This is a genomic window from Acidobacteriota bacterium (assembly GCA_016716435.1).
Lineage (GTDB): Bacteria > Acidobacteriota > Blastocatellia > Pyrinomonadales > Pyrinomonadaceae > OLB17.
Genome location: JADJWI010000008.1, coordinates 1,259,649 through 1,279,837, shown reverse-complemented (window position 1 = coordinate 1,279,837; position 20,189 = coordinate 1,259,649). Strand labels below are relative to the sequence as shown.

Genomic DNA, 20,189 nt, shown 5'->3' with positions numbered 1-20,189 from the left:
TCGTTCGAGTCGAGAGAAATCGACTCCGCGTTGCATTCGAACGCATGTATAATGCTCGGCATGGCGTTTGGATTTCCGGCAAAATACAGCACAGACCGTCGAATTTCCCGGCGCGTCACGAGATGCGGTACGCAACGCGGCGGCGTATGCATTTGATATTCTTGGCTGGGAGTATGTCGAGACATCGCCTGGTGATTTCGTGGTCAGGACTGGTATAAGCTTGAATTCTTGGGGCGAACGATTCACGGTTTCGCTTTTGGAGCCCAGTTGCGTATTGGTCGAGAGCAGATGTCTTTTTTTCCAAGTATTCGACTGGGGCAACAACAAAAGAAGTGTCGAACGATTCCTGGCCCATTTTGAGGGCCGGCTGACACGCAACAACCTCGACCCAAAGCCGGAACCGGAACATTTCGATGCAAATGGCCGGACGCCGGTCGGAAGGATCATCGGCGAGGTCGAATAGGTTTAGCACTAGCCCACTATAAAAGGAGAACGACTATGCGAAAAGGAACGTTGGCGGCAGTGGCGTGGATAATTGTTTTTCCCGCAATTTATTTTTTGCCGGCGATGGCCGAGTTTTTCGGGGTTGGAAGTTTTTCGAGATTTTCACTTGTGACAACGGGGCTTGCATCGTTTGTTGCGGCGGGTATTTTAACCACGGTCCTGACGCCGCTCAATCGACGGTTGCTTGATTGGCGGAAGGCCCGCGGCCGCGATATAGAGGAGGAAGAGCGGTACGAATCGAAGTCCGGGATGATAAGCCTGACGCCGAACGACGACGACCGCGGATGATCTCGTATTCCAGATTCATCATTCATGCGATTGATGAACCGCCCTTCTTCGTGCGGTTCCCAGCCTCAGCTTCACCGTTCGGTTCCCTCCCACGTTCGGCTATCGACGTGGCGGGCTTGAGCATCGTCTTCATTGACTATTTAGGATTTGCGATTCACCATTCATGGCTATTGGGAATGCTGAAGGTCTTTTTGGAAGAGGTTCTTTTTGTTTTTTGGGCGGCGTTTGCGGTGGCGGCGTTTGGGCAGCCGGCGAGGAGCGAGGCGAGGCTTGCGGGCCTGCAGAAAGAGGTGACGGTCACGCGAGACGGCCGATCGATCCCGTATATCGAGGCGGCGAACGAGGCCGATCTTTATTTCATGCAGGGCTATACGGTGGCGAGCGACCGGCTCTGGCAGATGGACCTGCTGCGGCGGGTGGCCCGCGGCGAGACGGCCGAGATCTTTGGCCGGGCGACCATCGAGGAGGACAAGCGTTGGCGTCGATACGGTTTTGCGGCGATCGCCGAGGCGACGCTGCCGAACCTGCCGGCCGATGCCCGTGCGGCGCTTGAGAATTATGCCCGCGGCGTCAATGCCTACATCGCCTCGCTGACCGAAGAGACGACTCCGATGGAGTTCCGCATTCTGCGATACAAGCCGCGGGAATGGACGCCCGCGGATACGATCGTGATCGGGAAGATCCTCGCCGACGCGCTCAGCAATACATGGCAGGGCGACCTCCAGCGGCTCGCTTTGCAGGGCTTCGACAAACAAAAATACGGAGACCTTTACGGGAAGACGACGCCGTATGACGTGATCCTTTTTGGGAGCGACGCGAAGGACAGAGTAGGGGAGAAGAGGAGAAGAGGAGACAAGGAGACTCGGGGACGCGGCGATCTGGGCGATGCGAGGACCTTGGGAAATTCAGCTGCGAAAAACAACTCAGTGGCCTCTGTGATCTCTGTGGCAGAACTTTCCGTGCCCTCGGTCGCAGATGATCTTGAGATCCGCCAGAGGTCGCTGGAGCGGGTTGGGCTTTATGCGGAGGACCTGGCAGCGAGCAACAATTGGGTCATTTCCGGCAAGCGGACGGCGGACGGGAAGCCGATCCTGGCCAACGATCCGCACCTGATGCCGGCGGCTCCGGGCATCTGGTATCTGGTTCATCTCGCGGCACCGGGAATGCGGGTCGCGGGCGTTACGTTCCCGGGAGTTCCGGGCGTGGTGCTCGGCCATAATGAGCATTTCGCCTGGGGAGCGACAAACGTCGGGCCCGATGTGCAGGATCTTTATCTCGTGACAATGAGGGACGGCAAGATCGCCACGCCCGATGGCTGGGCTGAGCCGACGGTCCGCAAAGAGGTGATCAAGTTTCGGGCGAGCCCGCTCAATCCCGAGCTTTCGAGCGAGGAACTTCTAGTTACCGAGACCCGTAACGGCCCTGTCATCGTCGAACGCGGTGGCAAGAGCTACGCGCTCCGCTGGACCGCTCTTGACCCGAAGAACGACGATCTGTCGGCGTTTTTTGAACTCAACAAAGCAAAGGATTGGAATGGCTTCAAGCTCGCACTCAGCAAATACGCCGGTGCGATGCAGAACTTCATCTTTGCCGATACAAAGGGCAACATCGGTTGGTACGCGGCGAGCAAAATTCCGATCCGCCGAAAGGGCGACGGCTCGCTGCCATATGACGGTGCAACAACCGACGGCGACTGGGTCGGCACGGTGCCGTTTGCCGAGCTTCCGAACCTCTACAATCCGCCCGAGGGTTTCATAATGACGGCAAATCAACGCATCGCCGGAACCGACTACAAGCATCAGCAGATAATCCGCGACTTCGCGACGCCGTGGCGTGCCCGCCGGCTCTACGACCTGCTTTCGAAGGACACGAAAGCGACGCTAGAGTCGTCCGAGGCTGCGCAGTTCGATGCCTACAACATTCCGCTTGCGATGCTGGCAAAGGATATCACCGATCTCGGTGCGGTCGGCGAGTCGGATGCCAAGGCCCTGAAAGAATGGGACGGCCGAATGGTGCCGGATTCGTACGCGGCACTGCTCGTAAATGAGCTTCGCAATTGTGCCGCAAACAAGATCGCGGCTTCCAATCAGCCTGTTTCGGCGGCGGCGATTCGCGAACGCGTGCTCTTCTGGGCGGTCCGCGAACGGACGGAGCGTTGGCTGCCTAAAGAGGTGTCGAACTACAGCGACCTGTTCAAGGCATGCGATGCCGAAGCGAAGGCTAGATTCGCGAAGGACTACGGTGCGGACGCTACGAAGTGGACCTGGGGCCGAATTGCCGCGGCACGCTTTCCGCATCCGCTCGCGGCGGCACCGCTGATAGGAGCGCAGTTCGCGACGCCGAACATCCCGATCCGCGGCAGCGGCCAGACGCCAAACGTCGCTTCGGCGGTTTCGATGCGGCATATCGTCAGCCCCGGCAACTGGGACACGAAACGGTTCGTCATACCGCTCGGCCAAAGCGGCGACCCGCGTTCGCCTCATTTTAAGGATCAGTTCGAGGCGTGGAGCGGCGGCAAGGCTCCGGTCTTTGTCTTCAGCAAAGATGCGGTGGCAAAAGCGGCTGCAAAGGTTACGGCCTATCAGCCCTGAGGCGTTCGAGGACGTCGGATAAAATGATCGCCGCGGCTTCGCTATCGACGAGGCTGCGGCTTTCTTCTATCGAGAGGCCGCGTTCCCAGAGCCGTGCCTTGGCGGCATAGCTTGTCATGCGTTCGTCTTCCATCGCGATCGGGATCTGGAGCGAGAGCGAGAATTTGCGGGCCATTTCGCGTGCCTGGGCGGACATCGGGCTTTCGCTGCCGTCCGATTCTAGCGGCAAACCGATGACCAGCCCGACGGCATCAAACTCCGAGACGATGGCCCGGACCTTTTCAAGCAGCTTTTTCCAGGAACTCCGTTCGATGCGTTCGAGCGGACGGGCGACCGTTTGCGTTTCATCGCAGATCGCGACGCCGACGCGCTTCGTGCCGGGGTCAAGAGCGACGAGCCGCCCCTGACGCGGCAGTTCGGAGATATCTGTAACGCGGGAAGTATTGGTTGTATATAAGTCTTGCGTCAAAGGTCTTGATATTCGATAATTGCAGAGTTTGCGGCTTTAGAAACTTCCGTCCCTTCGGAGCGTATTAAATAAGGCCGCCCGGGGTATTTTTGAGGTAATTATATGTCATTTCGCGGAAAAATGTGGACGCTGCTGATCTCATCGGTCATTGCGGGGTATGTTTTGGTCGGCGGGTTGCCGTTCGTCGGGACAATGCTCCAGACGCAGGCCCAGCAGCCGATCAACGACCCCGGTGCACAGCTCAGGATCTTTGAATCAGTGCTTCAGCATATTCAGAACGACTATGTTGACGAGCCGGACCTCGCAAAGGTTCGTGCCGGTGCACTCCGCGGATTGGTCGCCGGGCTCGACCCCTATTCGTCTTATCTAACGCCCGAGCAGGTCAAGGAAGTCGGTTCGCCGCAGAACGGCAAAAAGGTCGGCATCGGAGCGGAACTTTCGCAGGTCTCGCAGTATCTTTACGTCATCTCGGTCGTCAAGGGATCGAACGCCGAAAAGGCGGGGCTTAAGGCCGGCGATGTGATCGAATATATCGAGAACAAAGCGACCCGCGATATTTCTCTTTACGACGCAAGGCAAATGGTAATGGGAGAGCCGGGGACCGAGGTTTCGATGCGTGTGCTTCGGGCAGGTGAGCGTCCGCAGGTTATCAAGATCGCACGCGGAACTTACCAGGTGCCGAAGGCCGAATCGACGATCGCCGAAGGCAAGACGGGCGTTATCAAAGTGTTTAGCCTCGAGGACGGCGAGGCCGAGGACATCCGCGGCCAGGTCGAATCGCTAAAGAAGCAGGGAGTTGAGAAGATCGTGCTCGACCTTCGCGGTGTCGCGGCCGGCAAGCTTCAGGAAGCGGTTGCGGTCGCGAATCTTTTCATTCGCGAGGGCGAGATCGCAAAGGTCATGGGCCGGGACAATAAGGTCATCAGCACCTTCTCGGCCGAACCTGCGAAGCATCTTTTTGACGGCAAGCTCGCGGTGCTGATCGACTTCAGCTCTGCCGGTGCGGCCGAAGCCATTGCGGCGGCTGTGCTTGACCGCAAGCGCGGCGAGGTGGTCGGTGAGCGGAGCTTTGGAGCCGGGGCCGAGCAGCAGCTCTTCACGCTCCGTGGCGGCGACGGGCTTTTTCTTACAACTTCGAAATGGGCGTCGCCAAATGGTGTGCCATTCCTTGGTGACGATCGCGACTCGATGGGCGTAAAGCCTTCGATCGAGGTCAAACGGCCCGAGACGCCTGAGGTGGCCGAGGTTCAAGAATTGATCGAGCAGCAGGACGAACCGGCACCGCAGCAGCCGCAACCGACGGCATCCCCGAAGCCGGCTGCAAAGCCTGCGGTCGAGGACATTCAGCTTAAGCGTGCGATCGAGGTATTGCAGGACAAGGCACAGGCCGCGAAGGCCGGCTAAACGGTCGAGATCATTCGCAGTAAGATAGCCGGGACACACGAGCCCGGCTTTTTTATTTTTTGATTGTTGCAAAGTGGTAAGACTGATAGAATCGCAGGGTAATGGACAACGGACCGATCACGATACGCCCGATCTCGGAGTCTGACCTCGACGAATGGATGCGCCTTCGCGTGACGCTCTGGGACGCAAATTCCGAGGACGACCACCGAAGCGAGATGCTCGAGATCCTTTCCGACCCGGAGTCGCAGCAGGTCTTTGTTGCCGAGGCCGGGCCGAATATTCTGGTCGGGTTCGTTGAGGCGGGCATTCGGCCCTTCGTGGAAGATTGCATGACCGATCAGGTCGGTTATCTCGAGGGCTGGTACGTGGAGCCCGATTATCGCCACGGCGGCGTCGGTGCTGGACTCGTAAGGGCGGCCGAAGAGTGGGCCCGAAGCCTCGGCTGCACCGAGATGGCGTCGGACGCAGAGATCGGCAATGACCTCGGCATCGAGGCCCATGGAAAGGTCGGTTACGAGGAGACCTCTCGGCTGGTCCATTTTCGGAAGGATCTATAGATGCCTCACCCGTTACGAATGCGTTACTTGAATTCGTTGCTTTATATTTCTCTAGCCGCAGCGATGTTCGCGCTGAGCCCGGCGATTGCCGCGGCCCAATCGAACGACCAGGCCTTTCCGACGCCGGTGACCCGCAACGAGATCCGCGGACGCATCCAAGCGAGGCCGATCGGCGATTCGCGGCTGACGCAGCACTATTACGTTTTTGACGGCGAGCAGGGCGATATCTTCGTCAATATCGTTGCCGAAAATTTCACCGGCGATATCGATATCTTTATCCAGGAGGGCTTGAGCCCGCTCTCGAAGATCGTTTTCTACGCCGATTATCAGAACAACGAAACCGGGCGCGTGATCTACTTGCGAAAGCGGGAACGGATACTCCTGCGGGTGCAAGGAAGGACGCCGAATGACGACCCGGCCACTTACCTCATTAAGTTTGCAGGCAGCTTTCTTGCGGTCAATGCTGCCGATTTTCCGAATGCTCCGGCACTCCCGACCATTACCCGAGCCGAACCGGCGAGAACCGTTCGGCCCGAGACAGTGGAAGCCCGGCCCCAAACTCGAAGGGCTGAACCGGAACCAAGCCGAACAGAGGTCGCGTCCGGCGAAAAGCGTTCGGCGACCGTGGCTCGAGCCGAGGAAAAAAGTCCAATTTCGGGCAGGGACGATACGCCCGTTCCCGAGACCAGGACGCCGGAAACGCCAAGAAGCGAGGCCGCTCCTGAAACCCGAACTCCTGCCGTGCCAAGAAGCGAGGCTGCCCAACGGCGAACCGCCGAAAGGGAAACGGCCAGGCCGGCAACTCCGCCCGCAAGGATCTTTAAGCTTGTTATCGAATTTATGGACGGCTCGCGGATCGAGCGTCCGATGACCGAAGTAAATAGATTTTCGGTCGAGGGCGACACGTTGGTCGTTGTTCCCAAGGGCGGAGCGGTTAGGCGATACTCAATGGCCACCGTTAACCGCGTCGCTATTGAGTAGTAGCCTTTCCTTCAAGAATTTCCCGTAAACGCTGCTTCAACTGCGGATCGGCGGTCGTGCCGTCGAGCTTGGCAAGGAACTCGAACGCCTTATCTTTCTGCTCTTTCCGGTGGTTCGCGACGGCCGAGTAATACAAAGCCGCGGTGTGGTTCGGGTCTTTTTCAAGTACCTTTGCAAATTCAGCAAGTGCCTTATCGAGATCCGGCTCGGGCCTTTCGACGAACGTCGCACCGTAATCTGACCGTGCGTTCAGATCGTCATCTTTCAACTCGAGGACCTTTGCATAATGCTTCGCCGCATTCTCGAATTGCTTTCCGTCAAAATAGGCGTTTGCGAGAACGAGATTTGCGAGGTAATCATTCGGCTTGAGCTCGACACCGCGCTTGTAGTATTCGATCGCTTCGTTAAAACGGCCGATCTGGGCGTAGAGGTCGCCGGTCTTCATCTGGGTGACGAAGTCCTGCGGTTTGGCGGCCGCCTGATCGAGAAGCTCCTGTATATCCGCCGGGTTCTGGCCCGTGAGGCCGACCGAAGCCGGATCGATATTCGCGCCGACAAGCGGAGCCTCTGCCGCAATATCTTTATTGAGCCGGTTGGCTCCCCAAAATCCGAGCCCGAGGCCCAACAAGAGGCCGAACAGGCCAAAGACGATCGCTTTCTGCATTACTACAAATATTTGCCTACCGGGCTCACGCGTAACTGTGAAGCCCCGGCAGCAAGTAACTTACTCCAAGATAAGTGAAGATGACCAAGAGAAATCCGATGATAGCGAAATAGGCCGACGAGCGTCCGGTCCAGCCACGCGAGATGCGCGTGTGCAAGAAGGCGGCGTAGGTCAGCCAGGCGACCAAAGCTCCCGTCTCTTTTGAATCAAAGCCCCAAGGCCTGCCCCAACTCTCATTTGCCCATATTGCCCCCGTGATGAGCAGCATCGCGAGCCCCGCAAAGGCAAGGCAGGCGGTCTGGTACATCAGAACGTCGAGCGATTCGAGACTTGGAAGACGCTCGATCAACTTCTCCGTCCGGAAGGCAAAGAGCAGTACGAAGAACGTGCCCGCGAGTGCTGTGATCAAGCCCGAAAGCTCGACCGGATTTGTATTGAGTGATGAATAAAGCTGCGGCCCGTAGGTCTGGAGATATGAGCGGGACATCTGCTCCATCTGTAAGGGCGTCAACGCGGCATATTCTTTAGCTGTAAGGTCCTGTCGTTCGGCGATGGCACGTCCTGCCACTACGTACTGGTTAGGATTTTCCTTGAGCTGTTGCTCGAGCCGCGGCAATGGAGACTCAACGCTGCGAACGCCATTCACGAGAAAGCCGACCGAAACGATGTTCACCAATAGGGCAATTTTCAAGAGGGCGTGGCCGACCTTTTTCGCGGGTTCGCTATTGCCGTAAAGGTAAAAAAGAAACGCGATGATCACGCCAAGATAAAGCAGCCCGGCGATCGCCAGCGTCTCGCCAACCCACGGCAGCTCAAGGCGGAAAGGTGCCGAAAACGGCTTACCTCCTTGCGTGTTCGGCATGAAAAGGCCGGTTCGGTACACGAACTCGGTAAAGACCGAGAACTTGCTCACCGTGCCAATGACCATCAGAGCGAAAACGCTCGACCAAATGGCCATTGCCTCGACCTTGACGCGATCCTTGAGCAAATAAATGACGGCGATGGCGAAGCAGACGAGTGCGACGCCGTAGCTCAGCGAAGCGACGCCAACGTGGATCGGCCGCCAGTATGAATCGAGCACCGGCGGAAGGTTGATGAACTCATCGCCGATGAATCTCGCGAGCACAAGGATGATCGCGGCGAGCGGCAGCGTGAACGCTGTAAGGATCTGATAAGACCTTCGGCGAACGAGGATAAGAGTTGCTATGCCCGCACCAAACGCGAAGGCGATACTCAGATCGTAAAGATTGGCGAACGGGATATACCGAAAGACCCATGGCATTTCTGCATAGCCGCTCTGCTTGAGGATCGCGGTCTCGAGCTCGTACGCCGTTACCCACCGCACAAGCCAACTCGAGAGGTTGAAGAAAACGCCGAGCGTCGCGGTCCAGAGCGATATCTTGCGGGCCATCTCGGAAGGCGCATAAAGGTTCGTTAATTGGAACAGCGCCGCAAGGATATAGGAGGCGAGCGCGATCATCATCAGCGCTCCGTCAGACATAAATGATTCGCCGATCTGGATCCGAAGGCCTAGCATCACAAATGATCCGCCGATCGCAAGGATCGCCGGGAGGTATGAGGTCCAGCCGGTGCCAATCTCTCTTTCGTAAATTTCCTGTGCCATATCTGTAATTTATTCGGGGTCTTTTGCTTCCCGCCGCTCTCCGCCAAGGTCGCGGGCGACCTCGGCATCCAATCTATTAAAGACATCTTCAAATGCCTTGTGGTTACGATTCGTGTGCCCGCCGAGCACTACCTTGACGGTGCCATCGGCTTGCTCCTCAACATTTGCCCAAATGCGTCTGTGGGAAAAGAAGAAAACATAGACCAAAGCTCCCATCAGCCCGATACCGCCAAAATACCAGGCGATAAATGCGCCATTATAAGGGTCGTACTTGATCGATAGTATGTGGGCAAAGGGAGCCTTTTCGAAATCATTCAGCCGCCATTTGTATCCGGCCTTCGGAGCGCTGATCGGAATGTTATCGGGAACGGTCGAGCCGAATGCATAAACTCGCTGCCGCTCTCCGCCGGGCGGCGTTACGCTCAAAACTGCCGCGGGATTGTTATAGTCGCCGGAGCGTGTGTCCGGTTCGCCGTTCTGATTAAAGGTAAAGTCCGGCAAAAACTGGTCGTATTCGATGACTGTGCCATCGGCAAGGGTCGTGCTCCCGAGTCGCATGATGCTTACCGATTGGGGCTCGCCGCCGTTGACCGGGACGGCCTGTATCATTATCTCGCGGGCGTTTCCGATCGGGACGGTTTGTGCCTGGAAAAAGCGGAAGCCGCGGTAGTGGAACGGCTTGTTCATGCTGACGTCAGCGATGGTCGCTCCGTAGTCAGGGTCATCGATCCTGATCTGTGTTCGCCAGTCGAGCGTGTTGGTGACATCGATTGCCGCACTCGGGTCGATAAGCTTTTGCTGCACGTCGGTGCAGGTGACTGTGAAGGGAAGTTGGACGGCGAACCTTTCGCGCTTGTCGAGTTCGAAACGGATCATCTCGATCTGGTCGCTTGAATCGCCCGGGATCATTCGCACATCCGCATCGAAGCCGGTCATCAAGGCGAGAGCGTGACCGAGGAAGAGCGTCAACAGGGTGACGTGGACAATGTATGCCCCGAGCCGATTGTATTTTCCGCGTTCGCCGAAAAGCACGGCTTGTTTACTCTCAATTGTCCGCGAGAAATCTTTCTTGCCATTCGCATCTACCGCATATGATTTCGTGACCGTCTCGGTGACCGCTGGTTCGAAACCGCCACGGTCAAAAAGCCCACGGAGTTTGTCCGTGACGCTTTCCGAGGTTGCTCCCGAAACCACATATTCCGAACTGACCGGTTGCTGCTTAAGCCATTCTACTGTCGCGGTCTTTTTTGGTGAGCGAATATAGCTCCACGCCGACGGAAACCGCTCGATCGATGCAAGTACGATATTGAGCGAGAGTACAAGCAGTAGAAGGTTGTAATACCACGCGTGGTAGATGTCGAAGATGCCGAGGGCCCCGTAAACAGTTTTTTCAGCCGGTGTCAGCGAGGCATAGTAAGAATCGAAACCATCGACGTTCTGCTGAATCACTAGCATCCCGATGATCGAAAGAATTACGAGAATTACCAGCAAAACGACGCCGAACCGAACGGCGCTCATGAACTTGAGAACCGATTCAACATAGCTCATCAACTTAAAGCCGGACGCAGCTTTCGCCGGAGCGTTCGGCGGACCAGATTTTATACTTTCTTCGTTGACAGACATTTAGATTATTAAACTATTTGATGTTAGAACAGAATGTGAGCATTGTCACCTTCCGGCATATTAGCTCTGCTTCTAAATATGAACATTTCCAACTTGCCGACATAGCTTTGAAAAACCGGCAGGGAAAGCTATTCTTTACCATTGCAGAGCAGTAAGCCTATGAGCATGTCAGTTGCAGAGATCGGCGAGGCCGTCGAGCCTATAAGCCTTCGAGACCGCCTGAATGCATACATTGTTTTAACCAAACCGCGTATAGCGTTCATGTTGGTGCTGACGGCGGCGGCCGGATATTACGTCGGTTCGGCAACCCCGATCGACTATGGCCTTTTCGGCTGGTCGATGACGGGCATTTTGCTGCTCGCTCTCGGAGTCGCGGCATTGAACCAATGGTTTGAGCGGGCAACCGATTCGCTTATGGAGCGAACCGCGAAGAGGCCGCTTCCGGCCGGGAAGGTCACTTCAGCGGAGGCTTTCATTTTCGGAGCGGCTCTTACGATTGCGGCCCAGCTTGTCTTTTACTTTCTCGTTAACCCGCTAACTGCAATTTTGGGCGTCGTGGTGATCGTCGGCTATGTGCTTATGTACACACCGCTCAAGACCCGCAGCACGCTTTGCACAGCGGTCGGAGCGGTCCCGGGAGCTATGCCGCCGCTAATGGGCTGGACCTCGGCTGCGAATGAGATCTCGCTCGGAGCCTGGGCCCTCTTTGCTCTTCTTTTTCTTTGGCAGTTTCCGCATTTTTTAGCCATCGCCTGGCTTTACCGCGAACAATACGAACGAGCCGGAATAAAGATGCTACCGGTCGTCGATCGCAGCGGTGTGGTCACCGCCCGGCAGATATTGATCTTCGGGTTTCTTACGCTGCCGGTCAGCTTGGCTCCGTTCTTTTTCGGACACGCCGGATTCATTTACCTCGGGGTAGCCACGGTCGCGGGCCTTTGGTTCCTGATCGAATCCTTTCGAATGTCGCGGGCGAAGGACGATAAGGCAGCCCGTAGGCTTCTGATGGCCTCGGTCTTGTATCTGCCGATAGTTTTCGGGACGTTAGTTTTGGACAGCCGCTAATGATAGGTGAAGGTGTAAAAGCCCCATCAAACAATGCTCCGGGTACTACCGTCGAGGATATTCTTGCCGGTGGCGGCGGGCCGGGCGGTTCATACCGCGATCCTAACCCCGGACCGGACGACTTTTTTGACGACGAGGACGAGGAAAGGCCGGATAAGGCGAGCGTCATCACCTGGATAGTTCTGCTAGTTGTTCTGATGACCTTCGGCGGTTTGCTCGGGGCATACATCGTCATCGCGACCAACAATGTGCTCGAATGGAAGCCCTTCGACCTGCCTCTTCCGGTTTGGGTGAGCACGATAACGATCATTCTAAGTAGTTTTGTATTTCATGCAGGAAAGCTCGCGGTCGATAAGAGCAACTGGCAGGCGTCACGCAATTGTTTCGTAACAACGACAGTATTCGGCGGCGTCTTCATTGCGTCGCAACTTCTCGCATGGGTCGCACTTTGGCGAACTGGTCTGTATCTTGAAGGGAACCCGTATGCGGGCTTTTTCTATATCCTGACCGCGGCCCACGCAATACACGTTCTCGGCGGTATAGTCGCTCTGGGAGTGGTCGTCTTGCGGAACTGGCGGGGCACGTCGATCTATGACGAGAGCGAATACCGTCGTAAGCTAGTCCGCTCGGTCGGTTGGTATTGGCACTTCATGGGCGGGCTTTGGATCGCAATCGTGGTTTTGCTCGCGTTCTGGAAGTAACTTGTTGATATGGAACAACTTCTCGGCATCTTTCCCCATTTGAATTCGTTCTTGAACGCAACCTCGGCGGTCTTTCTCGTCTTTGGGTTCTATTTCATCGGGCAAAAGGCGATCGGGAAGCACAAGGCCTGCATGCTCACTGCATTCTCCGTCTCAACCTTGTTTTTGGTCAGCTACCTTTCCCACCACGCGATCAGGACGTACTATTTCGGTATCGGCCCGACCCGTTTCACCGGCGAAGGGCTCGCGAGACCCATATATTTCACGATCTTGACTTCGCATACGATCCTCGCTGCAATCGGAGCTCCGTTCATAATTGCGGCCCTCTTTTTGGCATTGAAAGGCCGATTTGAGAAACATAGAAAGCTCGCCCGATTCGTATTTCCCGTTTGGCTTTATATCTCCGTAACCGGCGTGATCGTCTATATAATGCTCTACCATCTCTACCCGGCTCGCTAAGAAAAGAAAAAAATGCCGGATTCGTCAGGTTTTTCTTGCTCAATCCGCGGACTCGGTGCTATCATCGTTCTGTTGAAAAGTTGATCACCGAAGTCGGGAAGTCCCGACACGGGGGAACCATCGAGAGCGGACCTGTCCGATCTCAGGGGCGAGGCAGGCCATCAACGGTTTGCGGGGATAACTTTCGTTCCTAGCCCGTCAGCTAACCCCGTAGGTGTGGCAAAGAAGTGACAGCAGAAGAAAAGACTTATGGTCGCGAATTTTGTGTGTGCTTCGCGCTCTGCTTTTTCAACGAAACAAGCAGAAATCCGGTCTTCTCAAGGACGTAATACCCGCGGAGCGATTCGCGGGTATTGCGTTATGGGTAGTAAAGTTTTTGAAGGTCGCCCGCCCGCCACGCTTCATCGTTAAAATAAAAAACACGTCGGTCGGGTTTAAGCCCCGTCAGCGGAGCTTCGTTTATCGAAAGCCCATAGCTCGCCCGGCAAAGCGGCTCTGTCCAGTCGTTTTCCGCCCGGATGAACGACCGGATGCGGTCGGCATCGGCTCCCATTACGAACGCCATCGGCACCGCCTCGTCCACATCCATTTCCTGAAGCCATCGGTCGCCTACGCACCATGACGCGAGTGCCGTCATCGTCAGCGGTGTTTCCGCGGGAAGCCCTGAGCGAAGTGCAGACATCAGCTTGCGGTAGAACGGCCGCTCGGAGAGCGTTGCGTCAAAGTCGATCTGGACGCCGCGGACGTTCGGGCCACTCAGGGCCTCGCGGACAAGTTCGACCGTTTCATGGATCTGCGAGTCTCTGAGAGCGGGCCGGCGGTCGGTCGCTTTGCTTGTTTCAATGCGGATGACCGCGATCAGGTAAGTGCCGTCCGGCACCTCGAGCGGCTGGCGGCGCGACTCGCGGCGGACGGCATTGCCCTCGAGCGTCAGCGTCATCGCTAGAAACGCAACACCGGTCGTCGCGGGGTCGATAAATCTCAGGTCCTCGCGGCGTTCCCAGGCCCAGAGCATCGTCTTCGGAGCGTCCGACGCACGCGGCAGCCGCACGGCCGGATCGGTTGAGCAGGCAACGAATAGCGAAAGTAGGGCGAAAGCAAATATAGGTCGGAGCGTCACCCTGAAATTCTAGCACTACCGACGCAAACCGTTTATTACCTTTAAGTTCGTTTTGCTATACTTGGTAAAACTGAATCGCTATTCATTTTTGCTCAAGCGTCTCACCGGAGAAAATATGATCGAAAGGGAACAAATAGAAATGGATGTGGTCTTCGTCGGAGCCGGGCCCGCAAACCTTGCGGCGGCCTTGCACCTGAAGGCCGAGATAACGCGTCATGACGAACTAATCGACCGCGGCATAAAGCATGGCCGCAAGATCGGCAAGATCGAGATAGCGATCGTCGAAAAAGGGTCGTTCGTCGGCGCTCATATCCTCTCCGGGGCCGTGATGGACCCGATCGCGATCCGCGAGCTGATGCCGGATTTTCTTGAGCAGGGATGTCCGGTAGATACGGCCGTTACTGAAGATGCGGCGTGGTATCTGACGCCGACGAAAACGATCAACGCCCCGATCGTCCCACCGCCTCTTAAGAACAAAGGTAAATACATCCTGAGCCTCTCGAAGATGTGCGAATGGCTTGGTGAAAAATGTGAGGAAGCCGGGATCAATATCTTCCCGGAATTTCCGGCGGCCGAATTGCTTTACGATGAAAATGACCGGGTCATCGGCGTGAGGACCGGCGATAAGGGAATCGACAAAGAAGGCCATAAGAAGCCGAACTTCGAAGCCGGCGTCGAACTGCTGGCAAAGGTCACCGTGCTCGGCGAAGGTTCGCGAGGCTCGCTGGCAAAGCAGGCGATGCAGCGGCTTGGACTGATGGAAGACAAAGAGCCGCAGGTGTTTTCGCTCGGCGTAAAGGAGCTCTGGGAAGTGCCGGCCGGCAATTTTGCCGAAGGAAAGGTCGTTCATACGCTCGGTTTTCCCTCGGACACACAAACCTATGGCGGCGGTTGGATCTACGGAATGAAGAACAACGTAGTCAGCATCGGTTACGTGACCGGGTTGGACTACGTTGACCCGAACATCGACCCGCACGCGGAGTTCCAAAAGTTCAAGACGCATCCGGCGGTCGCAGCGGTTCTGAGCGGCGGAAAGATGATCAAGTACGGTGCGAAGACGATCAACGCGGGTGGCTATTGGACGATGCCGAAGCTTTTCGCCGATGGGCTGCTTCTTGTTGGCGACTCGGCGTCGTTCCTCAACGGACAGCGGATCAAGGGCATCCACACCGCGATGAAGTCGGGCATGCTTGCCGCTGAGACGATCGTCGGTGCCTTTGAGCATGAGGACTTCAGCGAACGCTCGCTCCGGCATTACGAAGAAAAGGTAAATCTCAGTTGGCTCTATGACGAACTTCATCCCGTCAGGAATTTCCACGCATCGTTCCAGAAAGGACGCTGGTCGGCACTGATCAATTCCGGGCTGCAGTATTTGACCAAGGGGCTCGCCTGGGGCTTTATGCCGAAGGAGCATCACGTTGCAGGCCATGAGCGGATGGCAAAGCTCGACGGACTGAACGGCAACGGCGATCCGCAGCGATACGCCAACCTGAAGTTTGACAAGGAGCTGACCTTCGATAAGGTGACGGACGTTTTCCATGCCGGGGTCTCGCACGACGAGGATCAGCCCTCGCACCTGCATGTGCTCGATACAGAGATATGTGCGACGCGATGCGCGGAGGAGTACGGCAATCCCTGTGAGCGGTTCTGCCCGGCGGCGGTTTATGAAATGGAAGAAAGTGCAACGACCGGAAGGCGAGAGCTGAAGGTGAACTTCTCAAACTGTGTCCACTGCAAAACGTGCGATATCGCCGATCCGTACCAGATAATCAATTGGGTAACGCCTGAAGGCGGCGGCGGGCCGAACTATAAGGGTATGTAACGAAAAAAGTCCGCTTCGAGCGGACTTTTTCATGAATTGAATTGACCGTCGTTCAGGCTGCGGCTTCTTCGTCCTGATCGGTGAAGGTGAAATTGACCTTATGTTCCTCAAACTCTTTGAGAGCGATCCGCGTCGATTTTTTCTTGCGAGGATCAAAATCCACTCTCGGAAGTGCTCCGCGCTGAAGTTGCTTGCTCCGCTGGGCAGCAAGAATGATCATCCGATATTTCGAGTCGATCGCGGGCGGATCGATCTCATCAAGGTTAATTTCGTTCTCAGCAAGCTCTGTTTCTTCGATCATATTAGGTCAAATTCCGATAATTGAATGATTCGCTCCCGCGAAACTCTCAATTATAGACCCGATGTGAGCCATTTGTCTATCACGGCGTTGTCTTTCGCCGCATATCACCGAGGCCAGTTGTCGCGAAGCGACGGGCACCTCTTCGTTGACGATGACGTAGTCGAAATGAGAGTACTTCTGCACCTCTGTGAAAGAATTGCGGAGACGGATGGCAAGGTCGTTCGGGTCTTCGGTATTGCGAGCGGTTAGCCTTGCCCGCAGCACCTCGAACGAGGGCGGCAAGATGAAGATGCTGACCGCGGTCGGCACTTTCTCCATAACGGCAAGTGCCCCTTGCACGTCTATCTCGAGTATCGCATCGCGGCCTGAGGATGTTATGTCCTCGATCTGTTCGCGTGAGGTGCCGTACATATTCCCGTGGACCTCGGCATATTCAAGAAAGCGACCTTTTGCGATGCTTGCATCGAACTGCTCGCGTGAGACAAAGTAATATTCCCGGCCGTGTTCCTCGCCAAATCGCGGCTTGCGGGTCGTGTGAGAGATCGAATAACCAAGGTCAGGAAGTGACGGCATTATCTCCCGGACCAGCGTGCCTTTGCCGCCGCCCGAGGGTGAACTAATGATTATCAGGTTTCCTTTCTGCATCGTTACTCGATGTTCTGTACTTGCTCTCGTATCTTCTCGATCTCGCTCTTAATGCCGAGAGCATTTTCCTTTACGACGAGATTTGAGGTCTTTGACGTGATCGTATTTGCTTCGCGGTTGAGCTCCTGCGTAAGAAAATCGAGTCGTTTGCCGACCTCGTTTTCTTCGTCCATTATCGTCCGAAAATGCGAGATATGTGCCCGGAGGCGGGTTATCTCTTCGCTTATGTCCGAGCGGTCGGCAAGATAGGCGACCTCTTGAGCAAGCCGGCCTTCGTCGATCTCGGTCTTGGCTTCGGCCTTTTCGAGCAGTTCACCGATGCGCTTTAAGAGCTTCTTGAAATACTCCTCCGAGACATTGGAGCTCTCCGATTCGATCGGGTCGAGGTGGCGTTCGATGTTGCTGAGCCGAAGCTCGAGATCTTCACGAAGCGATGCTCCTTCATTGGCACGCATCTCTTGCAACCGCACGATCGCATCGCCAACGGCTTCGGCGATCAACGTTTCGAGCGTATCGTCCGCCGAAGATTCTCTAGCCGTGAGCACGCCCGGGAGTTTCGCGATGGTTGCGATATCCACCTCGCCGGGCAGAGTGAATTCTTCACCGATCTCACGAAACGACGCAAGATATCCGGCGACGAGTTCCTTGTTCACCTCGTAAGTGACCTCGGACGAACGTTCTAACTGAATCGAAACATCGACACGTCCGCGGGTAAGGCTCGCCGACAGCTGCTTTTTAAGAGCGCCCTCGAAGTGCTGAAGGCTCGATGGCATCCTGAGATGGACATCGAGAAAGCGGTTGTTGACGGTTTTCATCTCAACCGAGACCGTTGTCCCTTCCGACCCCGCAGAGCCGCTGCCGTATCCTGTCATCGATCGCATAATTTGCTACCAAGGTGAACTACTGAAACCCAATTATGCAATAGACTCTGCAATAGACGAAATCGGTGGCCTCTTGAGGGCTCGCTGCGGCTCTTTACAGCCCGCACAAGTATTGATATCCTCTTCGTGCTTTACCTGAGATCCCCTCACGAATTTTCGAAAATTATGTCAGTTGATGCCCGAGCCGAGATCGTGATCGAGCGACCGCGTAAAGATGTCGCCGAGGTGATGTTTGAACCAAAGTACGACAAACTTTGGATCACCGGGCTGACGAACTGTTTTCCGCAATCGCCGGGGTTGATGCATCCGGGGCTTAAGTTTGAGCGGATCGGCACGCTGCTAGGTCGGCATTACTCGTGCCAGTACATAGTCTCAAGATCGGACGGCGAGAGCTTTGCCGAGTTCGCCGCGGACGAGCCATTTCAGATGAAGGTCCGATACGAGCTGTCGGATGCAGACGGCGGCACGACGACAAAAATTCGTATTCAAAGCATCGGCGAACACGAATACAAACTGCCCGCTCCGGCTTTGAATAGGGCAATTGCAGAATGGCTTGCCGGCGATCTTAAACGCCTTAAGAAGCGGGTCGAAGATGGAGTTGACTAGGCATCTGCTACATCCCTGTCCTCAATGGCGAACTGCAGATCGAAAAGCTTTTTGTAAATTCCGCCCGTTTCGATAAGCTCCTCGTGATTTCCGGCCTCGATAATTCTTCCGCGTTCCATAACAACGATCTTATCCGCACGCCGAATGGTCGAAAGCCGGTGGGCGATGACGATCGACGTTCGGTCGAGCATCAAATTTCCGACCGCCTTCTGGACCAACCGTTCCGACTCGGCATCGAGCGCTGATGTCGCTTCATCGAGTATGAGGACCGGCGCGTCGGTCAGCACGGCACGAGCAATGGCGATCCGCTGCCTTTGTCCGCCCGATAAAAAAGTGCCACGTTCGCCGACGATGGTGTCGTATTTCTCCGGAAGTTCTTCGATGAAATCGGCAGCGAAGGCGATCTCGGCTGCCCGGCGGATGTCTTCCTCGGTCGCGTTGGGGTCGCCGTAAGAAATGTTGTAGCGGACGGTGTCGTTAAAGAGAACGGTCTCTTGAGTGACCAGGGCGATCTGCCGTTTTAGGTCAGTGAGTTTCAATTCGCGAAGATCGGCGCCATCCCATTCTATCGAGCCCGAGACCGGGTCGTAGAGCCGCTGAATGAGCTTGATCAGCGTCGATTTTCCGCCGCCGCTTTCGCCGACGAGAGCGACGACCTTGCCTTTTTCGATCTCAAGCGAGACCGAGGCGAGGATCGGCTTTCCGCTATCGCCGTAGCTGAATGAGACATCTTTCAGTTCGATCGAGCGGTCGAGCCCGGCGACCGGTTTTGCGTCCGGCCGTTCTGGCAGATGTTCGTGGCTATCGAGCACGTCCCAAACGTCGCGGGCCGCAGCGAATGCACGCGAGATCTCATTATGCTGGCGAGAGATCTTCCGCATCGGGTCGTAGCTGCGGAAAAGGAAATAGAGGAAGGCAAAAAACTCGCCGGCGTCCATTGCCGCCGCGTTTATCTCGCGAAGCCCGAAATAAAGAAGTACGACGAGAGCGATGGTGCCGATCATCTCGATCGTCGGCGGCGAGGTCGCGGCGATCCGGCCCGAACGCAGATTGGCTTTCGCAATGATCTCCGCGACCCGGCCAAAACGCTTGCGTTCGCGATCTTCGGCTCGATAGGCAGTGACGATATTGTGGTTCGCGAGAGTTTCCTGGGCGGTGTCCGTGAGAAGCTTGTTGCCCTCGTACGACATCTCGGCGAGCTTGCGAAGAGCTCGGCTAAATTTGCTGGTGAGAAACGCAATGATCGGCGCAATGATCAAGGCACCGAGCATTAGCCGCCAGTTGAGATAGAACGCCGCTCCGAGAAATGCGACGAGCATAAAGCTCTCGCGAAGGACGTCGCGGAGATTCGCTGAAACCGCAAGTTCGATCGCCGAGCAGCTCACGACCAACCGAGAGACGAGAAAATTTGTACGGTGTTTTTCAAAGAAAGTCGCCGACTGCGAAAGCAGGTGATCGTAAAGCTGCCTTCGGATGTCGAGAACAGCGGACTGGCCGATCTTTGCCATCAAGTACGATGAGTAATACTCGGCGATGCCCTTGGCAAGCGTGAAAAAGATCAATAGCCCCGAAATCGCGAACCAGGCGGAATACCACGGCTCTTTTGGTATCAGCTCGTGAAGGCTAAAGGGAAGCGACCGCGAGCCCGTGTTCTCCGGTATGAACTGCTCAAATATCGGCATCAGCAAAAGGCCGATCGCCGTTTCAAAGACCGCGACCACCACCATCGCGACTATCGCAACGGCGAATGTGGCCTTGTGGGGGCGGACATAAGTGAGCAGGCGGTTCAGGTCAGACATCTGGTAACTATCGGTAACTAAGGTAATGACTATACGTTAGCGTGATGCGTGTTGTCCAAAAAACGCGAGAAATTTGCAACCCGTA

Annotated in this window: 20 protein-coding genes; 11 read left to right on the top strand and 9 right to left on the bottom strand. The window is 55.9% G+C overall.

Annotation, left to right across the window (positions count from 1 at the left end; translation table 11 throughout):
• Nucleotides 1-274 precede the first annotated feature (274 nt).
• The 3 genes from IPM21_17835 to IPM21_17825 all read left to right on the top strand — a co-directional run bounded on the left by IPM21_17835 (nucleotide 275) and on the right by IPM21_17825 (nucleotide 3,383).
• Nucleotides 275-463: a hypothetical protein gene (locus tag IPM21_17835; protein ID MBK9165734.1), complete on the top strand. Its 189-nt coding sequence runs from the start codon at nucleotides 275-277 to the stop codon at nucleotides 461-463.
• Nucleotides 464-498: 35 nt separating this feature from the next.
• Nucleotides 499-792 carry a hypothetical protein gene (locus IPM21_17830; protein ID MBK9165733.1) on the top strand — a complete coding sequence of 98 codons (294 nt, stop codon included), beginning with the start codon at nucleotides 499-501 and terminating at the stop codon, nucleotides 790-792.
• 176 nt (nucleotides 793-968) lie between these two features.
• The gene (locus IPM21_17825; protein MBK9165732.1) at nucleotides 969-3,383 is read left to right on the top strand and encodes a penicillin acylase family protein; all 2,415 of its coding nucleotides are present in this window, start codon (nucleotides 969-971) and stop codon (nucleotides 3,381-3,383) included.
• Here the strand turns inward: IPM21_17825 and ruvX are convergent.
• Nucleotides 3,364-3,852, bottom strand: a complete 489-nt coding sequence (gene ruvX, locus IPM21_17820) for a Holliday junction resolvase RuvX (protein MBK9165731.1) — start codon at nucleotides 3,850-3,852, stop codon at nucleotides 3,364-3,366. The genes IPM21_17825 and ruvX overlap by 20 nt on opposite strands.
• A gap of 102 nt (nucleotides 3,853-3,954) precedes the next feature.
• Here ruvX and IPM21_17815 point away from each other — a divergent pair, with 102 nt between their 5' ends.
• The 3 genes from IPM21_17815 (at nucleotide 3,955) to IPM21_17805 (ending at nucleotide 6,794) form a co-directional block, all read left to right on the top strand.
• Nucleotides 3,955-5,256 carry a PDZ domain-containing protein gene (locus IPM21_17815; protein ID MBK9165730.1) on the top strand — a complete coding sequence of 434 codons (1,302 nt, stop codon included), beginning with the start codon at nucleotides 3,955-3,957 and terminating at the stop codon, nucleotides 5,254-5,256.
• Nucleotides 5,257-5,357: 101 nt separating this feature from the next.
• Entirely contained in the window at nucleotides 5,358-5,813 is a 456-nt protein-coding gene (locus IPM21_17810) for a GNAT family N-acetyltransferase (GenBank protein MBK9165729.1), read from the top strand.
• Nucleotides 5,814-6,794, top strand: coding sequence for a hypothetical protein (locus IPM21_17805; protein ID MBK9165728.1), 981 nt, complete (start codon nucleotides 5,814-5,816; stop codon nucleotides 6,792-6,794).
• Here IPM21_17805 and IPM21_17800 read toward each other — a convergent pair.
• From IPM21_17800 to IPM21_17790, 3 genes are read right to left on the bottom strand one after another with little or no spacing between them, the layout of a single operon-like run.
• On the bottom strand, nucleotides 6,784-7,458 hold the full coding sequence (locus tag IPM21_17800; GenBank protein ID MBK9165727.1) for a tetratricopeptide repeat protein: 675 nt from the start codon (nucleotides 7,456-7,458) through the stop codon (nucleotides 6,784-6,786). The genes IPM21_17805 and IPM21_17800 overlap by 11 nt on opposite strands.
• 25 nt (nucleotides 7,459-7,483) lie before the next feature.
• The gene (gene ccsA, locus IPM21_17795) at nucleotides 7,484-9,082 is read right to left on the bottom strand and encodes a cytochrome c biogenesis protein CcsA (GenBank protein MBK9165726.1); all 1,599 of its coding nucleotides are present in this window, start codon (nucleotides 9,080-9,082) and stop codon (nucleotides 7,484-7,486) included.
• A 9-nt stretch (nucleotides 9,083-9,091) separates the two neighbouring features.
• Nucleotides 9,092-10,705, bottom strand: a complete 1,614-nt coding sequence (locus IPM21_17790) for a cytochrome c biogenesis protein ResB (GenBank protein MBK9165725.1) — start codon at nucleotides 10,703-10,705, stop codon at nucleotides 9,092-9,094.
• Between the two features lie 159 nt (nucleotides 10,706-10,864).
• Here IPM21_17790 and cyoE point away from each other — a divergent pair, with 159 nt between their 5' ends.
• From cyoE to IPM21_17775, 3 genes are read left to right on the top strand one after another with little or no spacing between them, the layout of a single operon-like run.
• Complete coding sequence (cyoE, locus tag IPM21_17785; protein MBK9165724.1) at nucleotides 10,865-11,770, top strand: protoheme IX farnesyltransferase; 906 nt, start codon at nucleotides 10,865-10,867, stop codon at nucleotides 11,768-11,770.
• Nucleotides 11,770-12,471, top strand: coding sequence for a cytochrome c oxidase subunit 3 (locus IPM21_17780; protein MBK9165723.1), 702 nt, complete (start codon nucleotides 11,770-11,772; stop codon nucleotides 12,469-12,471). Before cyoE ends, IPM21_17780 begins: the two co-directional genes overlap by 1 nt.
• 9 nt (nucleotides 12,472-12,480) lie before the next feature.
• On the top strand, nucleotides 12,481-12,930 hold the full coding sequence (locus IPM21_17775) for a DUF420 domain-containing protein (GenBank protein MBK9165722.1): 450 nt from the start codon (nucleotides 12,481-12,483) through the stop codon (nucleotides 12,928-12,930).
• Between the two features lie 358 nt (nucleotides 12,931-13,288).
• On the opposite strand, the gene IPM21_17770 is transcribed toward IPM21_17775, so the two are convergent.
• A complete protein-coding gene (locus tag IPM21_17770; GenBank protein MBK9165721.1) occupies nucleotides 13,289-14,050 on the bottom strand; it encodes a DUF3142 domain-containing protein in 762 nt (253 codons plus the stop codon).
• A gap of 115 nt (nucleotides 14,051-14,165) precedes the next feature.
• Here IPM21_17770 and IPM21_17765 point away from each other — a divergent pair, with 115 nt between their 5' ends.
• Nucleotides 14,166-15,872 carry an electron transfer flavoprotein-ubiquinone oxidoreductase gene (locus IPM21_17765; GenBank protein MBK9165720.1) on the top strand — a complete coding sequence of 569 codons (1,707 nt, stop codon included), beginning with the start codon at nucleotides 14,166-14,168 and terminating at the stop codon, nucleotides 15,870-15,872.
• A gap of 52 nt (nucleotides 15,873-15,924) precedes the next feature.
• On the opposite strand, the gene rpoZ is transcribed toward IPM21_17765, so the two are convergent.
• Genes rpoZ through IPM21_17750 form a run of 3 tightly spaced genes read right to left on the bottom strand, consistent with a single transcriptional unit; the run spans nucleotide 15,925 to nucleotide 17,699 of the window.
• A complete protein-coding gene (rpoZ, locus tag IPM21_17760; protein MBK9165719.1) occupies nucleotides 15,925-16,173 on the bottom strand; it encodes a DNA-directed RNA polymerase subunit omega in 249 nt (82 codons plus the stop codon).
• A gap of 6 nt (nucleotides 16,174-16,179) precedes the next feature.
• A complete protein-coding gene (gene gmk / locus IPM21_17755) occupies nucleotides 16,180-16,818 on the bottom strand; it encodes a guanylate kinase (protein MBK9165718.1) in 639 nt (212 codons plus the stop codon).
• Nucleotides 16,819-16,820: 2 nt separating this feature from the next.
• Nucleotides 16,821-17,699, bottom strand: coding sequence for a YicC family protein (locus IPM21_17750; protein MBK9165717.1), 879 nt, complete (start codon nucleotides 17,697-17,699; stop codon nucleotides 16,821-16,823).
• Between the two features lie 165 nt (nucleotides 17,700-17,864).
• On the opposite strand from IPM21_17750, the gene IPM21_17745 reads away from it, so the two are divergent.
• Nucleotides 17,865-18,305 carry an SRPBCC family protein gene (locus IPM21_17745; GenBank protein ID MBK9165716.1) on the top strand — a complete coding sequence of 147 codons (441 nt, stop codon included), beginning with the start codon at nucleotides 17,865-17,867 and terminating at the stop codon, nucleotides 18,303-18,305.
• Here IPM21_17745 and IPM21_17740 read toward each other — a convergent pair.
• The gene (locus tag IPM21_17740; protein MBK9165715.1) at nucleotides 18,302-20,104 is read right to left on the bottom strand and encodes an ABC transporter ATP-binding protein; all 1,803 of its coding nucleotides are present in this window, start codon (nucleotides 20,102-20,104) and stop codon (nucleotides 18,302-18,304) included. The genes IPM21_17745 and IPM21_17740 overlap by 4 nt on opposite strands.
• Nucleotides 20,105-20,189 lie beyond the last annotated feature (85 nt).

Bases quoted from the DNA above. Each gene is read 5' to 3' on its own strand.
- IPM21_17830 (MBK9165733.1), top strand. From the start codon at position 499: ATGCGAAAAGGAACGTTGGCGGCAGTGGCGTGGATAATTGTTTTTCCC.
- IPM21_17825 (MBK9165732.1), top strand. From the start codon at position 969: ATGCTGAAGGTCTTTTTGGAAGAGGTTCTTTTTGTTTTTTGGGCGGCG.
- IPM21_17815 (MBK9165730.1), top strand. From the start codon at position 3,955: ATGTCATTTCGCGGAAAAATGTGGACGCTGCTGATCTCATCGGTCATT.
- IPM21_17810 (MBK9165729.1), top strand. From the start codon at position 5,358: ATGGACAACGGACCGATCACGATACGCCCGATCTCGGAGTCTGACCTC.
- IPM21_17805 (MBK9165728.1), top strand. From the start codon at position 5,814: ATGCCTCACCCGTTACGAATGCGTTACTTGAATTCGTTGCTTTATATT.
- IPM21_17800 (MBK9165727.1), bottom strand. From the start codon at position 7,458: ATGCAGAAAGCGATCGTCTTTGGCCTGTTCGGCCTCTTGTTGGGCCTC.
- ccsA (MBK9165726.1), bottom strand. From the start codon at position 9,082: ATGGCACAGGAAATTTACGAAAGAGAGATTGGCACCGGCTGGACCTCA.
- IPM21_17790 (MBK9165725.1), bottom strand. From the start codon at position 10,705: ATGTCTGTCAACGAAGAAAGTATAAAATCTGGTCCGCCGAACGCTCCG.
- cyoE (MBK9165724.1), top strand. From the start codon at position 10,865: ATGAGCATGTCAGTTGCAGAGATCGGCGAGGCCGTCGAGCCTATAAGC.
- IPM21_17780 (MBK9165723.1), top strand. From the start codon at position 11,770: ATGATAGGTGAAGGTGTAAAAGCCCCATCAAACAATGCTCCGGGTACT.
- IPM21_17775 (MBK9165722.1), top strand. From the start codon at position 12,481: ATGGAACAACTTCTCGGCATCTTTCCCCATTTGAATTCGTTCTTGAAC.
- IPM21_17765 (MBK9165720.1), top strand. From the start codon at position 14,166: ATGATCGAAAGGGAACAAATAGAAATGGATGTGGTCTTCGTCGGAGCC.
- rpoZ (MBK9165719.1), bottom strand. From the start codon at position 16,173: ATGATCGAAGAAACAGAGCTTGCTGAGAACGAAATTAACCTTGATGAG.
- gmk (MBK9165718.1), bottom strand. From the start codon at position 16,818: ATGCAGAAAGGAAACCTGATAATCATTAGTTCACCCTCGGGCGGCGGC.
- IPM21_17750 (MBK9165717.1), bottom strand. From the start codon at position 17,699: ATGCGATCGATGACAGGATACGGCAGCGGCTCTGCGGGGTCGGAAGGG.
- IPM21_17745 (MBK9165716.1), top strand. From the start codon at position 17,865: ATGTCAGTTGATGCCCGAGCCGAGATCGTGATCGAGCGACCGCGTAAA.
- IPM21_17740 (MBK9165715.1), bottom strand. From the start codon at position 20,104: ATGTCTGACCTGAACCGCCTGCTCACTTATGTCCGCCCCCACAAGGCC.